This window comes from Marivivens sp. JLT3646 (genome assembly GCF_001908835.1).
Classification (GTDB): domain Bacteria; phylum Pseudomonadota; class Alphaproteobacteria; order Rhodobacterales; family Rhodobacteraceae; genus Marivivens; species Marivivens geojensis.
The window spans coordinates 1,628,597-1,649,595 of the sequence record NZ_CP018572.1 but is presented as its reverse complement, the minus strand read 5'-3'; the positions used below and the strand labels follow the sequence as shown (position 1 = coordinate 1,649,595).

At 59.4% G+C, this 20,999-nt stretch carries 15 protein-coding genes; 7 read left to right on the top strand and 8 right to left on the bottom strand.

Annotated features, from left to right (window positions below; all coding sequences use genetic code 11):
- Positions 1–89 precede the first annotated feature (89 nt).
- The 5 genes from phaC (at position 90) to BSK21_RS08155 (ending at position 5,415) form a co-directional block, all read left to right on the top strand.
- Entirely contained in the window at positions 90–1,901 is a 1,812-nt protein-coding gene (gene phaC / locus BSK21_RS08175; protein WP_067545880.1) for an alpha/beta hydrolase, read from the top strand.
- A gap of 157 nt (positions 1,902–2,058) precedes the next feature.
- Positions 2,059–2,502 (top strand): phasin family protein, encoded by a 444-nt coding sequence (locus tag BSK21_RS08170; protein WP_067545877.1) that lies wholly within the window; start codon positions 2,059–2,061, stop codon positions 2,500–2,502.
- Positions 2,503–2,647: 145 nt separating this feature from the next.
- Entirely contained in the window at positions 2,648–3,199 is a 552-nt protein-coding gene (gene phaR / locus BSK21_RS08165) for a polyhydroxyalkanoate synthesis repressor PhaR (RefSeq protein WP_067546587.1), read from the top strand.
- Positions 3,200–3,217: 18 nt separating this feature from the next.
- Positions 3,218–4,390 (top strand): hypothetical protein, encoded by a 1,173-nt coding sequence (locus tag BSK21_RS08160; RefSeq protein WP_197498063.1) that lies wholly within the window; start codon positions 3,218–3,220, stop codon positions 4,388–4,390.
- A 65-nt stretch (positions 4,391–4,455) separates the two neighbouring features.
- Complete coding sequence (locus BSK21_RS08155) at positions 4,456–5,415, top strand: LysR family transcriptional regulator (protein ID WP_067545874.1); 960 nt, start codon at positions 4,456–4,458, stop codon at positions 5,413–5,415.
- Here the strand turns inward: BSK21_RS08155 and BSK21_RS08150 are convergent.
- From BSK21_RS08150 to BSK21_RS08140, 3 genes are read right to left on the bottom strand one after another with little or no spacing between them, the layout of a single operon-like run.
- Positions 5,412–8,711, bottom strand: a complete 3,300-nt coding sequence (locus tag BSK21_RS08150) for an error-prone DNA polymerase (RefSeq protein WP_067545871.1) — start codon at positions 8,709–8,711, stop codon at positions 5,412–5,414. The genes BSK21_RS08155 and BSK21_RS08150 overlap by 4 nt on opposite strands.
- A complete protein-coding gene (locus BSK21_RS08145; RefSeq protein WP_318254742.1) occupies positions 8,711–10,339 on the bottom strand; it encodes a DNA polymerase Y family protein in 1,629 nt (542 codons plus the stop codon). The genes BSK21_RS08150 and BSK21_RS08145 overlap by 1 nt, the downstream gene beginning before the upstream one ends.
- Complete coding sequence (locus BSK21_RS08140; RefSeq protein ID WP_067545869.1) at positions 10,336–10,953, bottom strand: ImuA family protein; 618 nt, start codon at positions 10,951–10,953, stop codon at positions 10,336–10,338. Before BSK21_RS08140 ends, BSK21_RS08145 begins: the two co-directional genes overlap by 4 nt.
- A 127-nt stretch (positions 10,954–11,080) precedes the next feature.
- Between BSK21_RS08140 and BSK21_RS08135 the strand changes: the two genes are divergently transcribed.
- Both BSK21_RS08135 and BSK21_RS08130 read left to right on the top strand, forming a co-directional pair.
- Positions 11,081–12,274: a glycerate kinase gene (locus tag BSK21_RS08135; protein WP_067545866.1), complete on the top strand. Its 1,194-nt coding sequence runs from the start codon at positions 11,081–11,083 to the stop codon at positions 12,272–12,274.
- Positions 12,275–12,353: 79 nt separating this feature from the next.
- Complete coding sequence (locus tag BSK21_RS08130; protein WP_067545863.1) at positions 12,354–13,481, top strand: zinc-dependent alcohol dehydrogenase family protein; 1,128 nt, start codon at positions 12,354–12,356, stop codon at positions 13,479–13,481.
- A 47-nt stretch (positions 13,482–13,528) separates the two neighbouring features.
- On the opposite strand, the gene BSK21_RS08125 is transcribed toward BSK21_RS08130, so the two are convergent.
- From BSK21_RS08125 to BSK21_RS08105, 5 genes are all read right to left on the bottom strand, one after another.
- Positions 13,529–16,741: an efflux RND transporter permease subunit gene (locus BSK21_RS08125; RefSeq protein WP_067545860.1), complete on the bottom strand. Its 3,213-nt coding sequence runs from the start codon at positions 16,739–16,741 to the stop codon at positions 13,529–13,531.
- Entirely contained in the window at positions 16,734–17,705 is a 972-nt protein-coding gene (locus BSK21_RS08120; RefSeq protein WP_074038994.1) for an efflux RND transporter periplasmic adaptor subunit, read from the bottom strand. Before BSK21_RS08120 ends, BSK21_RS08125 begins: the two co-directional genes overlap by 8 nt.
- Positions 17,706–17,876: 171 nt before the next feature.
- Complete coding sequence (gene arsJ, locus BSK21_RS08115; RefSeq protein ID WP_067545857.1) at positions 17,877–19,124, bottom strand: organoarsenical effux MFS transporter ArsJ; 1,248 nt, start codon at positions 19,122–19,124, stop codon at positions 17,877–17,879.
- Positions 19,121–20,119 (bottom strand): ArsJ-associated glyceraldehyde-3-phosphate dehydrogenase, encoded by a 999-nt coding sequence (locus BSK21_RS08110; protein ID WP_067545854.1) that lies wholly within the window; start codon positions 20,117–20,119, stop codon positions 19,121–19,123. Before BSK21_RS08110 ends, arsJ begins: the two co-directional genes overlap by 4 nt.
- A complete protein-coding gene (locus tag BSK21_RS08105; protein ID WP_067545851.1) occupies positions 20,116–20,949 on the bottom strand; it encodes a helix-turn-helix domain-containing protein in 834 nt (277 codons plus the stop codon). The genes BSK21_RS08110 and BSK21_RS08105 overlap by 4 nt, the downstream gene beginning before the upstream one ends.
- Positions 20,950–20,999: the final 50 nt, after the last annotated feature.

Below are 20,999 nucleotides of genomic sequence, written 5' to 3'. Positions count from 1 at the left end.
TTCGCGGAACGATGCAGCCATTGCAACGTCCCCAAACTCTGCAGACAGGGCGATGCTGCATGTGCGAAGGTTAAGGGGAGGACGCACATATGACAACTAGTGATTTGGTCGAAGATGCCGCAGGGCATCCGCAGCTTGCGAAACTCGAACAAAACATGGCGCGGATTGAGGCTTTGACGCAGCGCGTCATGGCAGCGTTTGCCCATAAACGTCATGTGCCAGAGGCATTACAAGGTCCGTCGCAAGAGCTCTATATGAAGGCGGCGATGGCATATTGGAACGAAGCGGCTGCGAATCCAGCAAAGCTGTTCGAACAACAGATTGCCTATTGGGGCAAAACGCTGACCCATTTTGCAGAGGCTCAGGCGGCCTTGGCAAAGGGCACGTTGGAAGCGCCAGAGGATCACACCCCCGAAGATCGGCGGTTCAGCAACCCGATGTGGAAGACGAACCCCTATTTCAATATGATTAAGCAGCAATACCTGATCAACTCCGAGGCGTTGGCTAAAGGCGTTGAAGAGATCGAGGGGATTTCTGATCTTGAACGCAAACGCCTGAAGTATTTCGGCGCGCAGGTCGTAGACATGATGTGCCCGACCAATTTCCTGCCCACCAACCCCGATGCGCTGGAACGCGCGATTGAAACCGAAGGGCAGAGCCTGATCGACGGTCTGGAAAACCTCGTGCGTGACTTAGAAGCGCATGATGGTGAACTGGTTGTGTCGCTCGCGGATGGGTCGGCCTTTAAACTGGGCGAAAACATCGGGACCAGCAAAGGCGAGGTTGTGTTCCGCAACCATATGTTCGAGTTGATCCAATACACACCGACGACCGATCAGGTGCGGGATATTCCGATCGTTCTATTTCCACCGTGGATCAATAAATTCTACATCCTCGACCTCAAGGAAAAGAACAGCCTTGTGAAATGGATCGTGGATCAGGGCTACACGCTTTTCATCGTCTCTTGGGTGAATCCAGGCCCAGCGATGCGCGACACAAGTCTGAACGATTACATTGAGGACGGCTATCGCACCGCGATGCGCGAGGTGAAATCCATCTGCGGGACAGAGACGATCAATGCGGTCGGTTATTGTATCGCGGGCACGACCTTGTCGCTGACCCTTTCGCGTATGAAACAGCAGGGGGATACCTCAGTCGGTTCTGCGACCTTCTTTACCACACTGACGGATTTCTCGGATCAGGGCGAATTCAGCGTCTTCCTGACCGACGACTTTGTTGACGGGATCGAGGCCGAGGTGAACCGCACTGGCGTGCTCGAGTCCTTCTATATGGCGCGCACCTTTAGTTACCTGCGCTCGCGCGACCTGATCTATCAGCCCGCGATCAAGAGCTACATGATGGGGGAAACCCCACCGGCCTTTGACCTTTTGTATTGGAACGGGGACGGCACGAACTTGCCCGCAAAGATGGCGGTCGAATACCTGCGTGGCCTCTGCCAAAAGAACAAATTCGCGGACGGCGGGTTTGAACTGGCTGGCGACGTGCTGAAAATCGACGAGGTGGATGTTCCGCTCTGCGCGATTGCCTGTGAAACCGATCATATTGCCGCGTGGCATGCATCATATGCGGGTGTGCAGCAGATGGGATCCAAAGATAAGACCTTTATCTTATCAGAGAGCGGTCACATCGCGGGCATCGTGAACCCACCGTCAAAAGGCAAATACGGACACTACACCAATCCCGACATGTCAGGCTCTGCCGATGCGTGGAAAGCCGGAGCTGTGCGCAATGACGGGTCGTGGTGGCCACGGTGGGGCGCATGGCTGGCTGAACGGTCGGGCGAGATGGTTCCAGCCCGAACACCGGGTGATTCGACCCATCCAGTGCTTTGTTCAGCCCCTGGAACTTACGTTGCGGCAGCACCACTAGAGGGAGAATAACCCTCTGGTGGGGTCTAACCTACTGATTTTGCTGTGTCGCAGAAATTTCACATGCTGCGATGCAGAAAAAACTTGAAATGCTGCGGTGCAGCATGCATATTGTTGGTAAGACAAATGACCAGCGGCAAGCGCCGCACATACCCGAAAGGTATTACCGATGACTGCTACTCCTGATTTCACCGCTGTATTCAAAGACATGATGGGCGCATTCCCGATCGACACTAAATCGATGGAAGACGCTTACAAATCGCAAACCACTTTGGCTGAAAAAATGTCGGCTGTTGCGATCGACGCTGCTCAGAAATCGACCGAACTGTCGGCAAAATGGGCTCAAGACACTTTGGCAAAACTGACCGAGCTGTCGACCGTTAAAGCAGAGCCTGCTGACTACGCTAAATCGGTCACCGATTTCGCGTCGACCGCTGCTGAAGCTGCTGCAGAGCACATGGCTGCTTTCGCTGAAATCGCGAAAAAAGTTCAGACAGACACTCTGGAACTGATGATGGCTGCTGGCAAAACCGCTCAGGAAGACCTGACCGCTGCTGCGAAAAAAGCAACCACCGAAGTTACCGCTGCTGCGAAAAAAGCTGCTGCGAAGTAATTCGACTTACCGACCTGATCCTCCTCCCTTTAGGTCGGAAATGATGGGCGAGCTGTTAAAACAGCTCGCCCTTTCTTTATTCTTTCTTTTTAATCAGATGCAGCATAGGCTCGCTGCATTGCCGCAAACGTTCGGGGAGGGACCCGTGGCCGAAACAAACAAACCACTGCTCATCAAACGGTATGCAAGCCGCCGCCTCTACAATACTGAAACAAGCGACTACGTGACGCTTGAGGATATTGCGCTGTTCATTCGTGAAGGCCGTGAAGTTCAGATTGTTGATCTCAAATCTGGGGATGATCTGACCCGTCAGTATCTCCTTCAGATCATTGCAGAACATGAAAGCCGCGGGGAAAGCGTGCTTCCGGTGGATGTGCTCACTGATCTGGTGCGCAGCTATACGACTCAAGCGACCTCTGTGGTGCCACAGTTCCTCGCTGCGTCGTTCGAAATGCTCCGTCAGAGCCAGTCGTCGATGATGGAAAAAATGACCAAATCGCAGCCATCCATGCCCGCTATTCCGGGGCTAGAGGCGATGCAGGCGCAGCAAGCCGCATTTTTCAAGGCGATGACGGGTGGACTGGTCGGATCATCCGGTCCTGAAAAAGAGGACGCCCCCAAAGCGGGTGATGACCTCGACACGATCAAAAAACAACTTGCCGAGCTTCAGGACAAACTGTCCAAAATTGGTAAGTAATCAACGAAAGCCGCCCCTGTGCTGACCGATCTCACGATTGTTATTGTGACGGTCCTCGCGGGGGCGGTTTTGTTTTACCCAAAGCTAAGCAGGGCGGCAGGGTGGCGGGCCACAGTGACGCCGCTGGCCTCGATCATCGGCAGTGGGTTTCTGGTTCTCGGTCCGGTCCTTGATGACAGCTTCGGTGCGTTTGCCCCCCTTGTGATGCTGGGCCTCTGTAGCGTGGCCTATGCCTTTGGCGGGGCGATCCGCGCGAACATCTACGACATCGACACAAATGCAGACCGTGGTCGGGGCATCGCTCGTCTTGAAACTGTGGCGTCGTGGCTCTTGGCAGTGGCCTATTTCATCTCGGTTGCCTACTACCTAAACCTCTTTGGCGCTTTTGCAGCCACGCTCACGCCGTGGGATGGTGCATTGCCCGCACGGATCATCACCACCGTGACCTATGCGGTTATCCTCTTGGTCGGTTGGGTCTACGGATTTCACGCGATGGAACGAATGGAGCAAGCCTCCGTCACCCTCAAACTCGCGATCATCGCGGGCTTGCTCGCAGGTCTGGCGGTGCATTTCACGGACCAAGCGATTGCAGGCGGTTTAGTCATAAACCCCGTCACGGTGTCAGGCTGGGGCGCTGTCACATTGGCCTTTGGCCTCATCGTCACGGTCCAAGGGTTCGAAACGTCTCGCTACCTCGGTGATACGTATTCTGCTGACATGCGGGTGCGATCGATGCGGTGGGCGCAACTGATCTCAGCCGCTATCTATATGATTTACATATGCCTTCTGGTGTATCTTTTCCCCGCGGGACATGTGCCTTTGTCCGAAACGGCAGTGATCGACATGATGGCCATCGTCGCGCCCGTTTTGCCGCCACTCCTGATCGTTGCGGCCTTGTCGGCCCAGTTCAGTGCGGCCGTAGCAGATACGGGCGGATCGGGCGGACTGGTGACGGAACTGACCAAAGGACGGCTCGGCACGGGGCAGTCTTATGCGGTTCTGGTGGCAGTGGGGTTGGCGCTCACTTGGGGCGCGGATGTTTTTGCCATCATCGCCTATGCCAGCCGCGCCTTTGCCGCCTATTACGCGGTCCAAGCTGCCATCGCTGCACAACGCGGTCGCCCGATCTATTGGGGCCTCGCAATTCTCGGCGCGGTCATTGCAATCTTTGGTCGATCCGTCGAAGGCTAACCATTCGCCGTTGCGGCATCGCGGTTGACCCCCTAGCGTAGCCGCAGCGAACAGGAGGCTGGTTCATGGCACCATCATCAGGTCGAATTACCCTCTGGGGTGTCGAAGTTTTTGTGGCCACTGCGCAAGAGGCCTCTATCTCGGCGGCAGCACGTCGGCTGGGATCATCAGCCGCGACGGTGAGCCAGCAATTGACCAATTTGGAAACCAGCATCGGTGCGGTTCTGTTGAACCGCAACGAACGGCCTATCACGCTGACCTCTGCGGGCGAGAAGTTCTTACGCCGCGCCAATGCCATTCTAAACGAGGCCGATCAGGCACGGCTGGAGCTCTCGGGCGATAATTCGGGGCTGACGCGGCTCCGCCTCGGGATGATCGAGGATTTCGAGACGGACGTGACGCCGCGTCTCTTGGGCGAGATTGGCGATGTCTTGAAATCCTGTCAGTTCCTGCTCGAGACGGGCCCATCGCATCAGTTGCATGACCTTTTGGACGCACGGGCGCTCGATATGATCGTGGCAGCAGACTTGCCGACGATGACCGAAGGTCTGGAACGTCACGCGTTGATGCAAGAGCCCTTTGTCATTGCCGCACCCAAAGGGGCCGTAGATCTGGCCGCGCCACTGTCTGATCTGCGCCGTTTGCCGATGATCCAATACACCACCCGCCATTTCATGGGGCAGGTGATTGCCGCGCATCTGGCCCGCGAGAATTTTCCGCTCGCTCATCGGTTCGAGTTGGACAGCTACCACGCGATCCTTGCTATGGTTGCGGGCGGAGCGGGCTGGTCGATCCTGACACCGATGGCGTGGCTGCGGGCGGAACGGGTCCACGATCAGCTCGACCTGATCCCGCTGCCCTTTGCGCCACTGTCGCGTCAGATCGCCCTGACCGCGCGGCGCGGCGCATTGTCTGACACACCGACCCAAGTCGCGGATCGTCTGCGCCCGTTGATCGACGATCTGATCGTCGGTCCTGCCGTCTCGGCTTATCCGTGGCTCAAAGAGCACCTCACCACGCTTTAGTGAAAATCACGGCTTTTGGGGATGACGCGGACGTTGCGCGGGTGACGCGCGGCCCCTGCAGGAATGGGTTTCGTGACCTCATCCGCGCGGGCCATTGGGGGTGCCATCGCCTCGGGCGCTAATCGCAACAGCGCATCCGACCGATCCTCTAGATGCTGCGCCACAACGTGGATGATGTCGCCCTCGCGCTGGATATACCCTTCGACGGACAAAAGCCGAGATTGCATTACCACCTTGCGATAGGCCTCCATCATCTTGGGCCAAACGACGATATTGGCGACGCCAGTTTCATCCTCGATGGTGATAAAGCACACACCCTTGGCCGATCCAGGTCGTTGACGGATCAGCACCAGCCCCGCCAGTTTGACCTTTTGCCATGGGCGGGACTGCATCAGATCGCGGGTCGCGCCGTAGCCCTTTTTGCGCATACCGGCCCGTAAAAACCCCATCGGGTGCGCCTTGAGCGACAGATGCAGCGTCTGATAATCCGCCACAACCTGTTCGCAATTTGGCATCTGGGGCAGGGCGACGGCGGGTTCGGCACCCTCATCGCGCGTCTCAGTAAACAGCGGCAGATCGGGCGCATCCCGTAGCGATTTCGCCTCCCACAGGGCTTGCCTACGGTCAATAAACAGCGACCGCATCGCGTCCGCTTCGGCAAGTTTGCGGATGTGGGCCGCGCTGATCCCAGCCTCTTGGAGCGATTTGACATCCCGAAACGGCCTGTCGCGGGCCGCCATCAGTCGCAGGGCCGCAGCCTGTGGAAACCCGCTGATCTGCCGGAACCCCAACCGCAGCGCAAAGCCCCCGCTGACAGGTTCCAATGTAGTGTCCCAGTCCGAGTAATTCACATCGGGCGGGCGTACGATCACGCCGTGGTCGCGGGCATCACGCACCAATTGCGCGGGGGCATAGAACCCCATCGGCTGAGAGTTCAGCAGGGCTGCGCAAAAGGCTGCGGGGTAATGGCATTTCAGCCAACTCGACACATAGACCAACTGGGCAAAGCTCGCCGCGTGGCTTTCGGGAAACCCGTATTCGCCAAAGCCCTTGATCTGATCGAAACAACGGCGGGCGAATTCCTCATCGTAGCCGCGCGTCACCATCCGCCCGACCATCTTTTCCTCAAGCCGCCCAATGGTGCCACGGCTGCGGAACGTCGCCATCGCCTTGCGCAGTTCATTGGCCTCGGCGGGGGAAAACTCTGCCGCTTCAATCGCGATCTTCATCGCCTGTTCCTGAAAGATCGGCACGCCGAACGTCCGCCCAAGGATCTGGCGCAGTTCTTCGGGGTGATGGGGCGGCGCGGGGGATGGGTAAATCACGTGTTCCTCACCGCTCCGCCGTCGCAAATACGGATGCACCATGTCGCCTTGAATAGGCCCAGGCCGCACAATCGCGACCTGCACCACGAGGTCGTAAAATTCACGCGGGCGCAGGCGCGGCAGCATGTTGATCTGCGCGCGGCTTTCCACCTGAAACACCCCGATGCTGTCCCCACGGCAGAGCATATCATAGACCCTCGGGTCCTCTCTGGGGGTGGTGGCGAGGGTGAGGTTTTTCCCGTAATGCGTTGATATTAAATCGAAACACTTGCGGATGCAGGTCAACATACCAAGCGCGAGGATATCCACCTTGAGGATACCCAGCGCATCAATGTCGTCCTTGTCCCATTCGATGAAACTGCGATCCGCCATCGCGCCGTTACCGATGGGAACGGTTTCGGTCAGAGGGCGTTCCGTCAGGATGAACCCGCCCACGTGCTGCGACAGGTGGCGCGGCATCCCGATCATCTGGCGGGCCACGGCCAGCGTCCGACGCAACAGCGGATCAGTCAAATCCAAGCCCGCCTCTTTGACGCGCTTTTCCTCAACATCGGTGCCCCACGATCCCCAGACGGTTTTGGCAATGGCGCTGGTGACGTCCTCTGATAACCCCATGACCTTGCCCACCTCGCGGATGGCTGATCGAGGGCGATAGTGGATCACCGTCCCACATAACCCAGCCCGATCCCGCCCATATTTCGCGTAGATATGCTGGATCACTTCCTCGCGCCGTTCATGTTCAAAATCGACGTCGATATCAGGCGGTTCCTTACGTTCCTCCGAGATGAAACGTTCGAACAAAAGCTGGTGCTGCGCAGGGTCCACCGCCGTAATGCCGAGCACATAACACACCGCCGAATTCGCCGCCGATCCACGTCCCTGACACAGGATAGGCGGGCTGCTTTGGTCACGGGCAAAACGGATGATGTCGTGAATAGTTAAAAAATACCGCGCAATATCGAGCTTTTCGATCATACGAAGTTCTTTTTGTATAATTTTTGCCGTCTCATCGGGTATCCCATCGGGATAGCGATCGGCGGCACCTTTCCACGTCAATTCCTCTAGGTAGGCCTGCGGGCTTTGTCCCTCTGGCACGACCTCTTTGGGGTATTCGTAGGACAGTTCGCGCAGGTCAAAACGGATGCTATCGGCCACCTCGCGGGTGGCGCGTATCGCGTGGGGCCATTCGGCAAACAGGCGGCACATCTCTGCAGGTGTTTTCAGGTGCCGCTCGGCGTTCGGCTCTAGCAGATAGCCCGCATCGCTCAGCCGTCGTTTTTCTCGGATACAGGTCATCACATCCTGCAAGGGTCTACGGTCGGGCGCGTGATAGAGCACGTCATTGGTGGCAAGGATCGACAGCCCGTTACGATCCGCCAGCGCGTCGAGATGGTTGATCCGTGCGCGATCCGCCCCGCGATAGAGGTAGGACGCTGCGATATGGGTGATTTGCGGCACGCTGCGTTTGAGGTGTTTGAGCCGCAGTTCCCAGTGGGCCACGTCGGCGGGCGGGACCACAATCAGGCGCAATCCCTCTGCCGCAGTGCGCAGATCGGCCAGCGGAATGTCACAGGCTCCTTTGTCCTGCCATTCGCCGTCAGGCCTATGGCGTTTGCCTTTCGACAACAGCGTAGAGAGACGCCCGTAACTGGCCCGATCCGTGGGATAGGCGAGGATCATATCCCCCTCGGTCAGCACAATCCGACAACCGATCAGCGGGCGGATATGTGCTTTTTCCGCCTCCACATAAAACCGCACGACCCCCGCAAGCGTGTTGTGATCCGCCACGCCGAGCGCATCATAGCCACCCTCCCACGCGGTCTGCACCAGATCGCAGGCCTCTGACGCGCCACGCAAAAAGGAAAAGCAGCTCGTCAGCCCCAGTTCGACATAGGCGCTGCGTGGATTGGGGGTGAACCCGCTGTCGTCAGGCAGGCTCCGTTTCGGATGATGCGGCGTAATGTCGGGCATCAGGCAAAGAGCCCATGCAGGAACCAGCGCGGCTCTGCGCCACGTAGATCGCCCAGCACACCTTCGCGGTAAATCCACAGCCGCAGGCCATGCTGATCCTCAACCTTGTAATAATCGCGCAGGCGCGTGCCCGGTTTGTCGGCCCACCATTCGGGGGCAATCCGCTCTGGCCCATCAAAGCGGCCCACGCGGTGCACCTGCCGCCGCCAGACAAACTGGGCGGGCGGACCTTCGGGCACGGCATAGAGGACGCGGATTTCCTCGGGGTGTTCGAGCAGGCGAATGGGCCGCCGTGGGTGGGTGGCGGCAGGGTCAGGGGTGCCCGCCATCGCAGGCCGCCACTGTTCTGAGCGTTCGGGGATGTGCCGCTCTAACGGGGCAGGACGCAGAACCCCACGCGGCCCAAATCGTGCGGTGAGACGGTCGATGGTCTGTGCCAATTCGCTGCCATCCGTGGCACGGCGGTCCAGACGGTGCTGGAGTTTTCCCATCTGTTCGACAAAAGGCGCGGCGAGGGTGATCAGGTCAAAGCCATAACCGGGGTCGATACGGTCCAACTTTCCGTCAAAGAGCTTGGCCAAATGGGCGGCATCGCGGCTGGGCTGGCTGGTGGCAACCGTGACAGAGGACACATCCCCATCGGTACGATACACGGTCAGCGTGATCCGCCGCGCACCAAACCCTGCGGCCTCTAGATCGGCGCAGAGGTCTTGGGCCAGTTGGGGAATCCATTCGGTTGGGTCTTGCACAGGTTCGGGCAGACGGGCGTGGGTGATGAACCGAGGCGGATCATCAGGGGCATCCAGCGGCTCTGCCAACTTTCCCACCATCTGGTCCAGCCGCATCAGCGGGTTTTCCGCCAGCGGTGCGCGGGCAAACCGACGGGCGAGCGGTACGCGCGGAACGGCGATCAGATCGCCGATGGTCTTTAACCCCAACCGATTGAGCAACAGCGTCGTGTCATCCGTGATCCGCAAGGCCCGCACGGGCAGGGCGCTGATCTGTGTCTCTAGCTGATCCGGCGGACAAACCGCCCGCACCGTGCCAAAGCGGGCCAGCCCCCATGCCGCGCCATGGGTCGGGGCAATAGCGCTGGCGGAATTGAGGCCGAGCCCCGCCAGTCGGTCCTCGATCTGCAAGAGCATCGCATCCTCCCCGCCAAAGAGGTGAGCGCAGCCCGTGATGTCCATAACGATGCCATCGGCCCCGTCCCGCGCGGTCCAAGGTGCCCATCGCCGCGACCAGAGCATCAGCCGCTCCAGCGCACGGGCATCGCTGTCCACATCCGCATGGTCGAGGTGCAGCGCAGGGCAGATCGCCCGCATATCGACAACACGGGCACCGATATAAACGCCAGCGGCCTCTGCCGCGTGGTTGGTGGCGTGGATCATCGCACCCCGTGCGCTATCCACGGCCAAGGCGCAGGGCATATCCGCAGGCGGACTATCGCCGCGACGATCCGCCATGATCTGCCAACGGTCCATCGCAAAGCGGGGCAGGTGGAGGGACAGGATACGCCGCCCCGATGGCTTTGGTTTGGCCCAGTCTGGCGCAGGGGTCTGTAGCCCCGTTTCTAACTGTTGCAGGGCGGCAGCGAGGTCCATGTCCCGTGATGACAGGCGGCTCACCCTTCTGCCTCCCTCCGCTGGTCGTCATAGGCGTCCGCCTCAACGCCGTGGTCAAAGGTTAGGCGTGTGCCGTCATACTGCGCCACCCAGCGCCCGGTTTTGCCCCAGCGGGATCGGAATAGATCAGCCTCCCAGACGGGCGCACCGGGGGCGCGGCTATCCCAAGGGTGTTTGAGCGATTGCAGCGAGGCCACGCGCCAGCGATTGCGCGCCGCGCTCAACCCTGCGGTGGCCGCCCGCCGAATGAGCCATGCGGGAATGCGATGCGCCTCTGACCGCAGGGCCAGCCGTTTTGTGGCTGTGAAATCGAGGACGGCAGGATCGCCCCAGACCTCTCCCAATACAGCACCAAAGGCAGCGCAGCGCAGGCCTTCTTCCATGGCCCAGAGAACATCAACGGGGCGGTTGGCGTCCACATGAATGATCTCAATCGGGCGGGGCAACCCGCGCAGATGCGGACGTCCTGTTTCCTTGCGCGATAGGCGGTCCTGTATCCAAAGAACGGGTTTGGCTGTGTCCAGATGTGCCAGCACAAAACCCACCGCTGCGGCATCAATAGCGCGGGGGCTGAACACCTCTGACAGGGTGGCATCTTTGGGCGTTGGACGGGACATGGCAGACTCTTTGTTCTCTTTTTGTTCTACATCGAGTCGCCCGCCTCCGTCAAATATCCTGATGGGCAGAGAGCCAAAGATCTGAAAACTCCTTGCCCTTGGAAAACGGCTGGGTAAGCATCCGCCCATGACCCAAGATATGCGCCAAACGGCAATCCGAATTTTCAACGCAGGCGTCGCGGCGGCTGATCCCTTTACCGGCGTCCAAGGCGCATTGCCCGACACGGCCCCCGCGCTGATCCTCTCGGTCGGTAAGGCGGCCCGCCGCATGGCAGAGGCGGCGTTGGACCGTTTCGCTGGCGTGCCGACGATCGTTGTGACCAACGCTGAAAACGCGTCGCCGCTCGCGGGCGCGACTGTGATCACCGCAGGCCACCCTGTTCCAGACGAGGGCGGTGCCGCTGGCGCGCGGGCCTTTATCGCGGCGATCCAATCAACGACGGGTCCGGTTCTGGTGCTCGTCTCGGGCGGTGGGTCGGCGCTGCTGCCTGCGCCTGCAGGTGACATCACGCTGGACGATAAGGCCGACGTCAGTAGGCTCCTTTTGGCGTCGGGCGCGGATATTCGGACGATGAACCTCATTCGCCAGCAACTGTCCCTGATCAAAGGGGGCGGCTTGGCGCGGCTTTGTGCGGGGCGCGATCTGCGGGCTCTGATCCTGTCGGATGTGGTGGGCGACGACCTCTCTACGATTGCCAGCGGACCAACCGTCGCGCCTTTGGGCACACGCGCCGATGCGATTGCTGTTCTGGAACGTCTCAATCTCTGGGACCGCGTGGCGCAGTCCGTCCGCGATTGGCTCACCCGACCTGACGCCGACCAGCCGATTGCAGAGGCGCAGAACATCCTGATCGGATCGAACGCCCAATCCGTCGCTGCTATGGCGGCAGAGGCAGGCGTGGCCCATGTCATTCCCTCTGCCATCGAAGGTGACGTTGCCGATGCGGCCCGTGAAATCTGTGATGCGGCAGGTGAAGGGATCACCATTTGGGGCGGTGAAACGACCGTAACGCTCAAGGGCACGGGGCGTGGCGGCCGAAACCAAGAGCTTGCCCTGCGCATCGCGATTGAGGCACAGGCACGCGGCTGGACCAACTGGACCTGCCTTCAGGGGGGATCGGATGGGCGCGATGGACCGACAGACGCTGCGGGTGGTTTGGTCGACGAGGGCACGCTTGCGCGGATCGCGGCGGCGGGCGGTGATCTGATGGCGCTCTTGGACAATAACGACAGCTACGCGGCATTGGGCCTTGCGGGGGACCTGTTGATGACAGGCGGCACAGGGACCAACGTGGCCGATCTGGGGGTCCTTATTCGGTAAGAATTGAACAACCCTTCAATTTCTCTTGCCTCAACTCTGCTCTCGCCCGAAGGTAGGGCAAACAGAGACGGAGGACCTGATGAAAACGCGGATCGCTTTGCTGCGGCAAATGGGGAATGCACGCCCCTACGTAGACACCAAACCCATTGAAATCGTTGAAGCTGAACTGTCCGAACCGGGGAGCGGGGAGCTGCTGATTAAAATGGCGGCGGCGGGTCTGTGCCATTCGGATCTCTCCGTCATCAACGGGGATCGTCCGCGCGATATGCCCGTCGCCCTCGGTCACGAAGCCTCTGGCGTGGTGGAGGCCGTGGGCCCGAATGTCACCCGCTTTGCCAAGGGCGATCACGTGGTTCTGGTCTTTGCACCGTCCTGTGGTCACTGCGTTCCCTGCGCCGAAGGCCGTCCTGCGCTCTGCATCCCTGCGGCGGCCGCGGCAGGCAAAGGCAGCCTGATCGGGGGTGACAAACGGATCAGCCACGAAGGCCACACCGTGAACCACCATGTCGGTGTCTCTGCGTTCTCAGATTATGCCGTGGTGTCCGAGGCGTCTTGCGTGAAGATCGACAAAGACATCCCGCTGGATCGTGCGGCGCTGTTGGGCTGTGCGGTTTTGACAGGCGTTGGCGCGGTGCTGAACTCTGGAAACCTGCGGGCAGGGCAAACTTGTGCTGTTGTCGGTTTGGGCGGCGTTGGCCTTGCGGCGCTTTTGGGCGCGATTGCGGGTGGCGCGCGCGAGGTGATCGCGGTCGACCTTGCCGCCGACAAACGCGCCTTTGCGCTGGAATTGGGTGCGACTGCCGCGATTGATCCGTCTGAAGAAGGCGCGGTTCAAAAGCTGCGCGACATGACGGGCGGTGGTGTCGACCTCGCGGTCGAGGTCGCGGGTGCGGTGCCTGCGTTGAAATACGCTTATGACGTGACGCGCCGTGGTGGGACGACCGTCACCGCTGGCCTGCCGAACCCGCAGCACGAGCTGAAAATTCCCGCCGTGTCGCTGACTGCGAACGAACAAACGCTCAAGGGGTCCTATGTGGGGTCCTGTGTGCCGCTGCGGGATATTCCGCGCTTTGCGTCGATGATGATGCGGGGGCAGTTGCCGATTGAAAAGCTGATGACTCATCAGATCAAACTTGAAGATATCAATGAGGGCTTTGATCGTTTGGCCGATGGCGCCGCGATCCGACAGGTTGTCGTCTTTGACTAACCTTTAAAAGTCTTGCGCCCGCCGATGAGGGCGGGCGCAAGCTGCGTTTAGGTTTTGAAGATACGGTAGATCGCTGGGATCACCAGAACCGTCAGAGCGGTTGATGACAACAACCCGAACAAGAGCGAGATCGCGAGACCTTGGAAAATCGGGTCAACGAGGATCACCGCCGCGCCGATCATCGCCGCCAGCGCGGTCAGAAGGATCGGTTTGAAACGGGTCGCACCTGCTTCGATCAGAACATCCACGGTCACTTCGCCGTCGTCATTGGCGTTGCGGATAAAGTCCACCAGTAGGATCGAGTTCCGCACGATAATCCCCGCAAGCGCGATGAAGCCAATCATCGAGGTCGCCGAGAAGGGCGCGCCGAACAGCCAGTGACCACCCATAATGCCAAGGAACGTCAGCGGCACTGGGGTCAGGATCACCAGCGGCAGACGGAAGCTGCCGAACTGAGCCACGACGAGGATGTAAATCCCCAAGAGAGCCACACCAAAGGCAGCGCCCATGTCGCGGAAGGTAACCCAAGTCACTTCCCATTCACCGTCCCAAAGGATGACGGGGGTGTCTGTCTCGGACGGCTGACCGTTTAGGCTGATCTCGGGCTTCATGCCTTCGGGCCAGTCCATCGCGTCCAGACGTTCCTGCACAGCGAGCATACCGTAGAGTGGTGCCTCATAATCGCCCGCCATTTCCGCCATGACCATGATGGTGTCACGACCGTTGTGGCGGAAGATCGGGAACGACGCGCGCTCTTCGGTGATCTGCACAACGTCACCCAGTTCGACCACGCCACGACCACCGGGCAGGGCATTTGCCGGAACCGGAGTAGAGAGCGCCATCGCGTCCAGAGTGTTGTCGCCACGGTCACGTGTCATCACGATCGGTAGCGGACGACGGCCTTCGCCACGGTGGGAATAGCCCACGATCGACGACCCGTTGAGCAGTTGCAGGGTCTGTGTGACATCGCTTTCCAGCACGTTGTAGAAATCGAGGTCCGAGGTCATCAGCTCTGCCCGCAGACGACGCGGCTGGACGCCGTAGTTGTTGTCAACGTCCACGACAAAGTCGATGTCCTCAAACGCGGCACGGACCTTTTCAGCGACTTCGCGACGGGTGTCAGCATCTGGGCCATAGACCTCTGCCAAGAGGGTCGCGATCACCGGCGGACCCGGAGGGGGTTCGACCGCTTTGACGACCGTGCCTTCGGGCAGGTTCATCGTGGCAAGGCGTTCGCGCAGGTCCAGTGCGATGTCATGGCTGGTGCGGTCACGTTCTGTTTTCGGCAGAAGGTTCAGCTGCACTTCGCCCATCTCTGGGTTCTGACGCAGGTAGTAGTGGCGCACGAGGCCGTTAAAGTTGAACGGTGCTGCAGTGCCTGCGTGGGTCTGGGCCGAGATCACTTCGGGCATATCCATCGCGATACGTGCAGCCGCTTGGGCAACGGCATCGGTGGCCTCAACGCTCGACCCTTCGGGCAGGTCGATCATGATCGCCAGTTCCGATTTGTTGTCGAACGGCAGGAGTTTGACCGTCACGTCTTTGGTATAGAGGAGGCCGAGCGACCCGAAGGACAGCACAACCACGACCAAGAGAAAGATCAGCGACGACTTCTTGCCAGCCAGCAGAGGACGCGCAATGCGGTCATACATGCGACCCAGTTTCCCACCGGGGAACCCATGACCATCGTCATGATGCAGTTCTGCGCGACCTGCGATTTTCAGCATCAGCCATGGGGTCAGGATCACCGCGACAAAGAACGAAAAGATCATCGCCGCAGATGCGTTCGCAGGGATCGGGCTCATGTAGGGGCCCATCAGACCCGACACAAAGAGCATCGGCAGAAGGGCAACCACAACGGTCAGGGTCGCAACGATGGTTGGGTTACCCACCTCAGCCACTGCTGCGATGGTCGCGCCAAAGCGGCTCTGCCCTGGTTTCTTCATTCCCCAATGTCGGGCGATGTTTTCGATGACCACAATCGCGTCATCCACCAAGATCCCGATCGAGAAGATCAACGCAAAGAGCGACACACGGTTGAGCGTATAGCCCATGATGTAAGCCGCAAAGAGCGTCAGGAGGATCGTCACAGGGATCACGATGGCGACCACGATGGCTTCGCGCCAACCGATGGCGAGCCAGACGAGGATCACGATAGAGATGGTCGCAAGAGCGAGGTGGAACAAAAGTTCGTTCGCTTTTTCGTCGGCGGTTTCACCGTAGTCACGGGTGATTTCGATATCGACGGATTCAGGGATGAGTTTCCCGTGCATGCCTTCAATGCGATGCAGGATTTCCTCGGCCACGATCACAGCGTTCGACCCAGCGCGTTTCGCCAGCGCGAGGGTCACAGCAGGACGACGGGTGACCTCGCCGTTTTCATCGCGGGTGAGGGTCGCCACATGGCGTTCGTCGATGTCATTGACCAGCGCCACATCGGCCACGTCACGGACATAGACCGTGCGACCGTCGCGGGTGGTGAGTTCGAGGTTGCCGATATCAGCAGGTGTGGTCAGCGTGCGACCAACGACAAGTCCGATTTGTTCACCAGCATCGCGCAGCGTGCCCGCAGGAACCGCGCTGTTCGCGCTCTGCACTTTGCCCGCAAGCTGCTGAAGCGTCACACCGTAAAGTGCCAGTTTTTCAGGATTCGGCGCAACGCGGATCGCTTCATCGGTGGCGCCGATCAGATAAGTCAGGCCCACGTTTTCAATGGTCGCAGTTTCAACTTCGACCTCGCGGGCAATGCGGGTCAGGTCGGCTGCGGTGATGTCGTCATGGCCTTCGGCTGCGCTGAAGGTCACAGAGAGGATCGGCACATCGTTGATACCACGGCCCACGACCATCGGCTGCGGGATACCCACAGGGATGCGGTCAAGGTTCGCCATGATTTTATCACGGACGCGCAGGATCGCGGTGTCCGAAGGGATGCCCACTTCGAACCGTGCGGTAACCATCACATGGTCGTCGCGGGTGTCGGAATAGACGTGTTCGACGTTGTCGATACCTTTGATGATCGTCTCGAGCGGTTCGGTGATCAGTTTCACCGCGTCTTCGGCGCGCAGGCCTTGGGCCTCGACGAAAATATCGACGAGCGGAACAGAGATTTGCGGCTCTTCTTCGCGGGGCAGTGCGCCGAGGGCGATCAGACCAACGGCGAGGGAGGCCATCAGCAAAAGAGGTGTCAGCGGTGACAGCAGGAACATACGGGTCAGGTGACCCGCAATGCCAAGGCTGCCGGATTGGTTCGGATTACTCATGGTCAGTCACCACTACGTCGCCAGCATTCAGGCCGGTCAGAATTTCAACCCATTCAACGCCGTCGCGCAGCATGGTGCCGCCCGGTACGACAGCTTTTTCGATGGTGTGGCCGTCATGTTCGACCGCAACGAAATCAATGCCGCCGATCTGGGTCACAGCCGAGCTAGGGACGATCAGCGCGTCATGTGTGCCGACAGTCAGGCGCACGGGCATCCGCAAGCCTACGAAGGTGTCAGAGAGGCCTTCGACCTCAACATCGGCCTCAATGCGACCACCAGAGATTTGGGGGTAGATCTTGGCCAGACGACCTTCGATTTCGCCGTCGGCACCATCAATGGAAATGGGGTCGCCTTGGGCGAGCGACAGGGCGTGGCGTTCAGGGATCGACAGACGCAGGAATACGCCACCACCACCGATGACCGCGACAGGTTCACCTGGGTTGATCACAGACCCCAGAGAGACCGGCACATCAAGGACGATGCCAGTTTCGGGAGCGAGCACGCTGCCTTCTTCGATTTGGCGTTGAACAACCAGCTTTTCAGCCTCAGTCCCTGCGATTTCACCGTTCAGCACGTCCACTGCCGTTTGCAGACCCTCAAGGCGCTGCCCCGTAATCACGCCGTTCTGCGACAGTTGCAGTCCGCGTTCGAGGTCGGCCTGTGCGGTCGTAAGGCGAGAGGCGAGCGCTTCAAGGCGGGCGTCTAAGGCTTCGACTTGCAACAGAAGTTTATCGTCTTCGATGCGGGCGATAGCTTGACCAGAGGCGACCTGATCCCCTTCGCTCACCAACAGTTCGGTGATCGTGCCTGGGATGCGGGCACGTGCGGGGATGCGGTCGCGCGTTTCAACGGTGCCATAGACGGGTTTCCATTCCTGAACAGGCTCAGGACGGAGGGTGATCGTGTCCGCCGCAGCGGTAAATCCGGTCGCAGCGATGCAGGCCGTGAGTAGGAGCGCGCGCATGGGGGCCTCTCTGGTTAAACATTTAATTTTCGACATATATAGACATACATATGTAAAAGGCCAAGCGATTCTTTGACCCGTGTTCTAAACAGTTTGCCACAGCCATATGAAAAGAGCGCCAACCGACCGTGCGGTTGCGCTCTGATTTGTTAAGACTCTGTCGGGGCGTGGTTAGGCTGGCCGCAATTTAGCAGTGGTTATGGCAGAGAGCGCAACCATTACCGCCGCCGTGCCCAACACCATCGTGAGGCCGCCGATTTGGAAGGTCAGTCCCGATAAAAGCGTTCCAATCAAACGCCCCAGCGCATTGGCCATGTAGTAGAAGCCCACATCCATCGTGACCCGTTCTGATTTCGTGAAGGCGAGGATCAGGTAGGAATGGAGCGAGGAGTTCACCGCAAATATCCCGCCAAAGGCCAGTAACCCAATGACCAATGTGATCGTTAGCCACAGTTGCGGGGCAGGCGATAGGGCAACCGCAACGCTCAGTGCGGCAGGCACGATGAACAACGCCCATGCCCACGTGCGGGCCGCGCCGATGATCTCTGCCTCTGGGCGGCTGGCCGCGCGGAGGATGCGCGGGGTGGCGGCTTGGACCATGCCATAGAGGATGATCCATGCGGCCATGAAGACGCCAATGATAAAGAACGCCGCGCGGTTGCCTGCCTCGGAGCCGTCCGACAGCACGGCATAGAAATAGATCGGGATGCCCACGACGAACCAAACGTCCCGTGCACCGAACAATGTCACCCGCGCCGCAGAGAGCCAATTCACGTTGTGGGATTTTGAAAAGACCTCGGAGAACTTCGCGCCTTTGCGACCCTTGGGCAGACCTGAGGGCATGAAGAGCGCAACGGCGATCAGGATCGCGCCGAGGACAATCGCCATCGCCCAGATCGACGCCACGAACCCGAACGCCGCGAGGAGCGCGGCACCCATGAGGAAACCGATCCCTTTGACTGCGTTTTTGGACCCTGTCAGAATCGCGACCCAGCGGAACAACCCACCATCACCCGAGGGCGCGAGGAGCTTTACCGCTGATTTCGACGACATCTTGGCCAAATCCTTGGCTACGCCCGACGCGCCTTGGACGCACATGACAAAGGCGACAGATGCGGGGATCGACCAATTCGGGTCCAGTTGGGCCAGCGCGAGGAGAGCCACGACCTGCAGGCTCAGTCCCGCATAGAGGGTTGCCGTGAGGCCAAACCGTGCCGCGATCCAGCCCGCAGAGAGGTTCGTCACCATCCCTGCGACTTCATAGAGGATGAACAGATAGGCCAGTTGTACGGGCGAAAATCCGAGCGTGTGGAAGTGCAAAAGCACCAGCATCCGCAAGGCTCCGTCCGTCAGCATAAAGGCCCAATAGGCGGCGGTGACCGCGATATAGGCCGATAGTCCTTCTGGCTTTTGGCTCACAGCGATGCCCCGACCATGCGGGCGACATCGACCAGACGGTGCGCATAGCCCATTTCGTTGTCATACCACGCGTAGATTTTGACCTGCGTGCCGTTGATGACCATCGTTGACGGCGCATCAATGATCGAGGACCGGACGTCGTTCGTGTAATCGGTGGACACAAGCGGGCGTTCTTCATAGCCGAGGATGCCGTTAAGCGCGCCTTCGGACGCCGCTTTGAACAGGGCGTTGACCTCTTCGGCGGTGGTTTCGCGTTCGACCTCGAACACGCAGTCAGTCAGGGAGGCGTTCAACAGAGGCACGCGGACGGCGTGACCGTTCAAGCGGCCTTTGAGTTCGGGATAGATCAGCGTGATTGCGGTGGCCGACCCTGTGGTCGTCGGGATCAGCGAATTGAGAGCAGAGCGAGCGCGGCGCAGATCCTTGGCGGGGCGGTCCACGATGGTCTGAGTGTTCGTCACATCATGGATCGTGGTGATCGACCCGTGTTTGATGCCGAGGTTCTCATGGATGACCTTGACCACAGGCGCCAGACAGTTCGTGGTGCAAGACGCCGCCGTGACGATCTGATGGGTCGCCGCGTCATAGGTGTCGTCGTTCACGCCATAAACGATGTTCGCGGTTGGGCCGTCTTTGACAGGGGCCGAGACGACGACCTTTTTCACGCCAGCCGCGAAATAGGGGGCGAGGGCGGCTTCGGATTTGAAAACGCCCGTGCAGTCGATCACGACGTCCACACCGTCGAGCGGCAGTGCGCTGAGGTCCTTGGTCCCGATAAAGGGCAGACGGGTGCCGTCGATGGTGACGCTGTCATCGTCATAGGAAAACGCCGCGTTCCAGCGCCCGTGCACGGTGTCAAACTCCAACAGGTGCGCGTGCATCTCTGTGTCTCCAACGGCATCGTTGATCCACGCGATCTTTGCGCCGCTTTCCAGCAGAGGTTTCAGAGCGAGTTTACCGATGCGGCCAAGGCCGTTGAGTGCGTATGTGGTCATAGGTGATCCTCAGAGGTCTGGCGGCCAATGGTGTCCACGGCCTTTTGCAGCGCAATCCGATCAAGCGTCGTGATCGGGAGCGCGATGAATTGTTCTATGCGGTTGCGAAGCGCCCCATAAGACTGCTGAAATGCGAGACTTTTTTCGGCGTCGGTGCCTGTGGCTTTGACAGGGTCGGGCATTCCCCAATGGCCGCTGATCGGTTGGCCGTCCCATGCAGGACATTCCTCGTTCGCGGCCTGATTACAGACGGTAAAGACGAAATCCATCTGCTCTGCTTCGGGGCCCGTAAATTCGGACACGTTCTTGGCCCGCAATTGGCTGGTGTCATGCCCTTTGGCCCCGAGCACCTCCAGGGCAAAGGGGTTCAGTTCCGAATAGGGTTTGGTTCCGGCGGAATAGACGTTGAACCGATCCCCGCCCAAATCCCGCAGGATCGTTTCGGCAAAGATTGAACGGGCAGAGTTGCCTGTGCAGATAAAGAGCACGTTGAACGTTTTTGTCGGCATCGTGGGGAGTCCTTTGGCAGAAGGAGAACACAAATCAGGCCGACCGCGGCAGCAGTCGACCAAGAGACCGTCAAACATCTGTTGAACGGTTGTCATATTGATGCAGTACCGTAGAGAGGTGCCAGACCGCTCTTGGTCAATCAGACCAGCAGTTTGTAGGGCAGAGAGGTAGTTCGACAGTGTGCTGCCTTTGATCTCCAGCGCGTCCGAGATTTCCCCTGCGGGCACATGGTCGGGGTAACGGCGCATAAGTAATTGGAACACCGACAAACGCTGCGGGTGGCCAAGGGTCGATAGTAGGTCGGGAATCGTTGTTTTCATATTTCATGAATATATGAAATATAACCTTCCGCAAAGTGAAGGTTTTGTAA

Coding starts and splice junctions, on each gene's coding strand:
- phaC (WP_067545880.1), top strand. CDS start 90: ATGACAACTAGTGATTTGGTCGAAGATGCCGCAGGGCATCCGCAGCTT.
- BSK21_RS08170 (WP_067545877.1), top strand. CDS start 2,059: ATGACTGCTACTCCTGATTTCACCGCTGTATTCAAAGACATGATGGGC.
- BSK21_RS08155 (WP_067545874.1), top strand. CDS start 4,456: ATGGCACCATCATCAGGTCGAATTACCCTCTGGGGTGTCGAAGTTTTT.
- BSK21_RS08150 (WP_067545871.1), bottom strand. CDS start 8,711: ATGCCCGACATTACGCCGCATCATCCGAAACGGAGCCTGCCTGACGAC.
- BSK21_RS08140 (WP_067545869.1), bottom strand. CDS start 10,953: ATGTCCCGTCCAACGCCCAAAGATGCCACCCTGTCAGAGGTGTTCAGC.
- BSK21_RS08135 (WP_067545866.1), top strand. CDS start 11,081: ATGACCCAAGATATGCGCCAAACGGCAATCCGAATTTTCAACGCAGGC.
- BSK21_RS08130 (WP_067545863.1), top strand. CDS start 12,354: ATGAAAACGCGGATCGCTTTGCTGCGGCAAATGGGGAATGCACGCCCC.
- BSK21_RS08125 (WP_067545860.1), bottom strand. CDS start 16,741: ATGAGTAATCCGAACCAATCCGGCAGCCTTGGCATTGCGGGTCACCTG.
- BSK21_RS08120 (WP_074038994.1), bottom strand. CDS start 17,705: ATGCGCGCGCTCCTACTCACGGCCTGCATCGCTGCGACCGGATTTACC.
- BSK21_RS08110 (WP_067545854.1), bottom strand. CDS start 20,119: ATGACCACATACGCACTCAACGGCCTTGGCCGCATCGGTAAACTCGCT.
- BSK21_RS08105 (WP_067545851.1), bottom strand. CDS start 20,949: ATGAAAACAACGATTCCCGACCTACTATCGACCCTTGGCCACCCGCAG.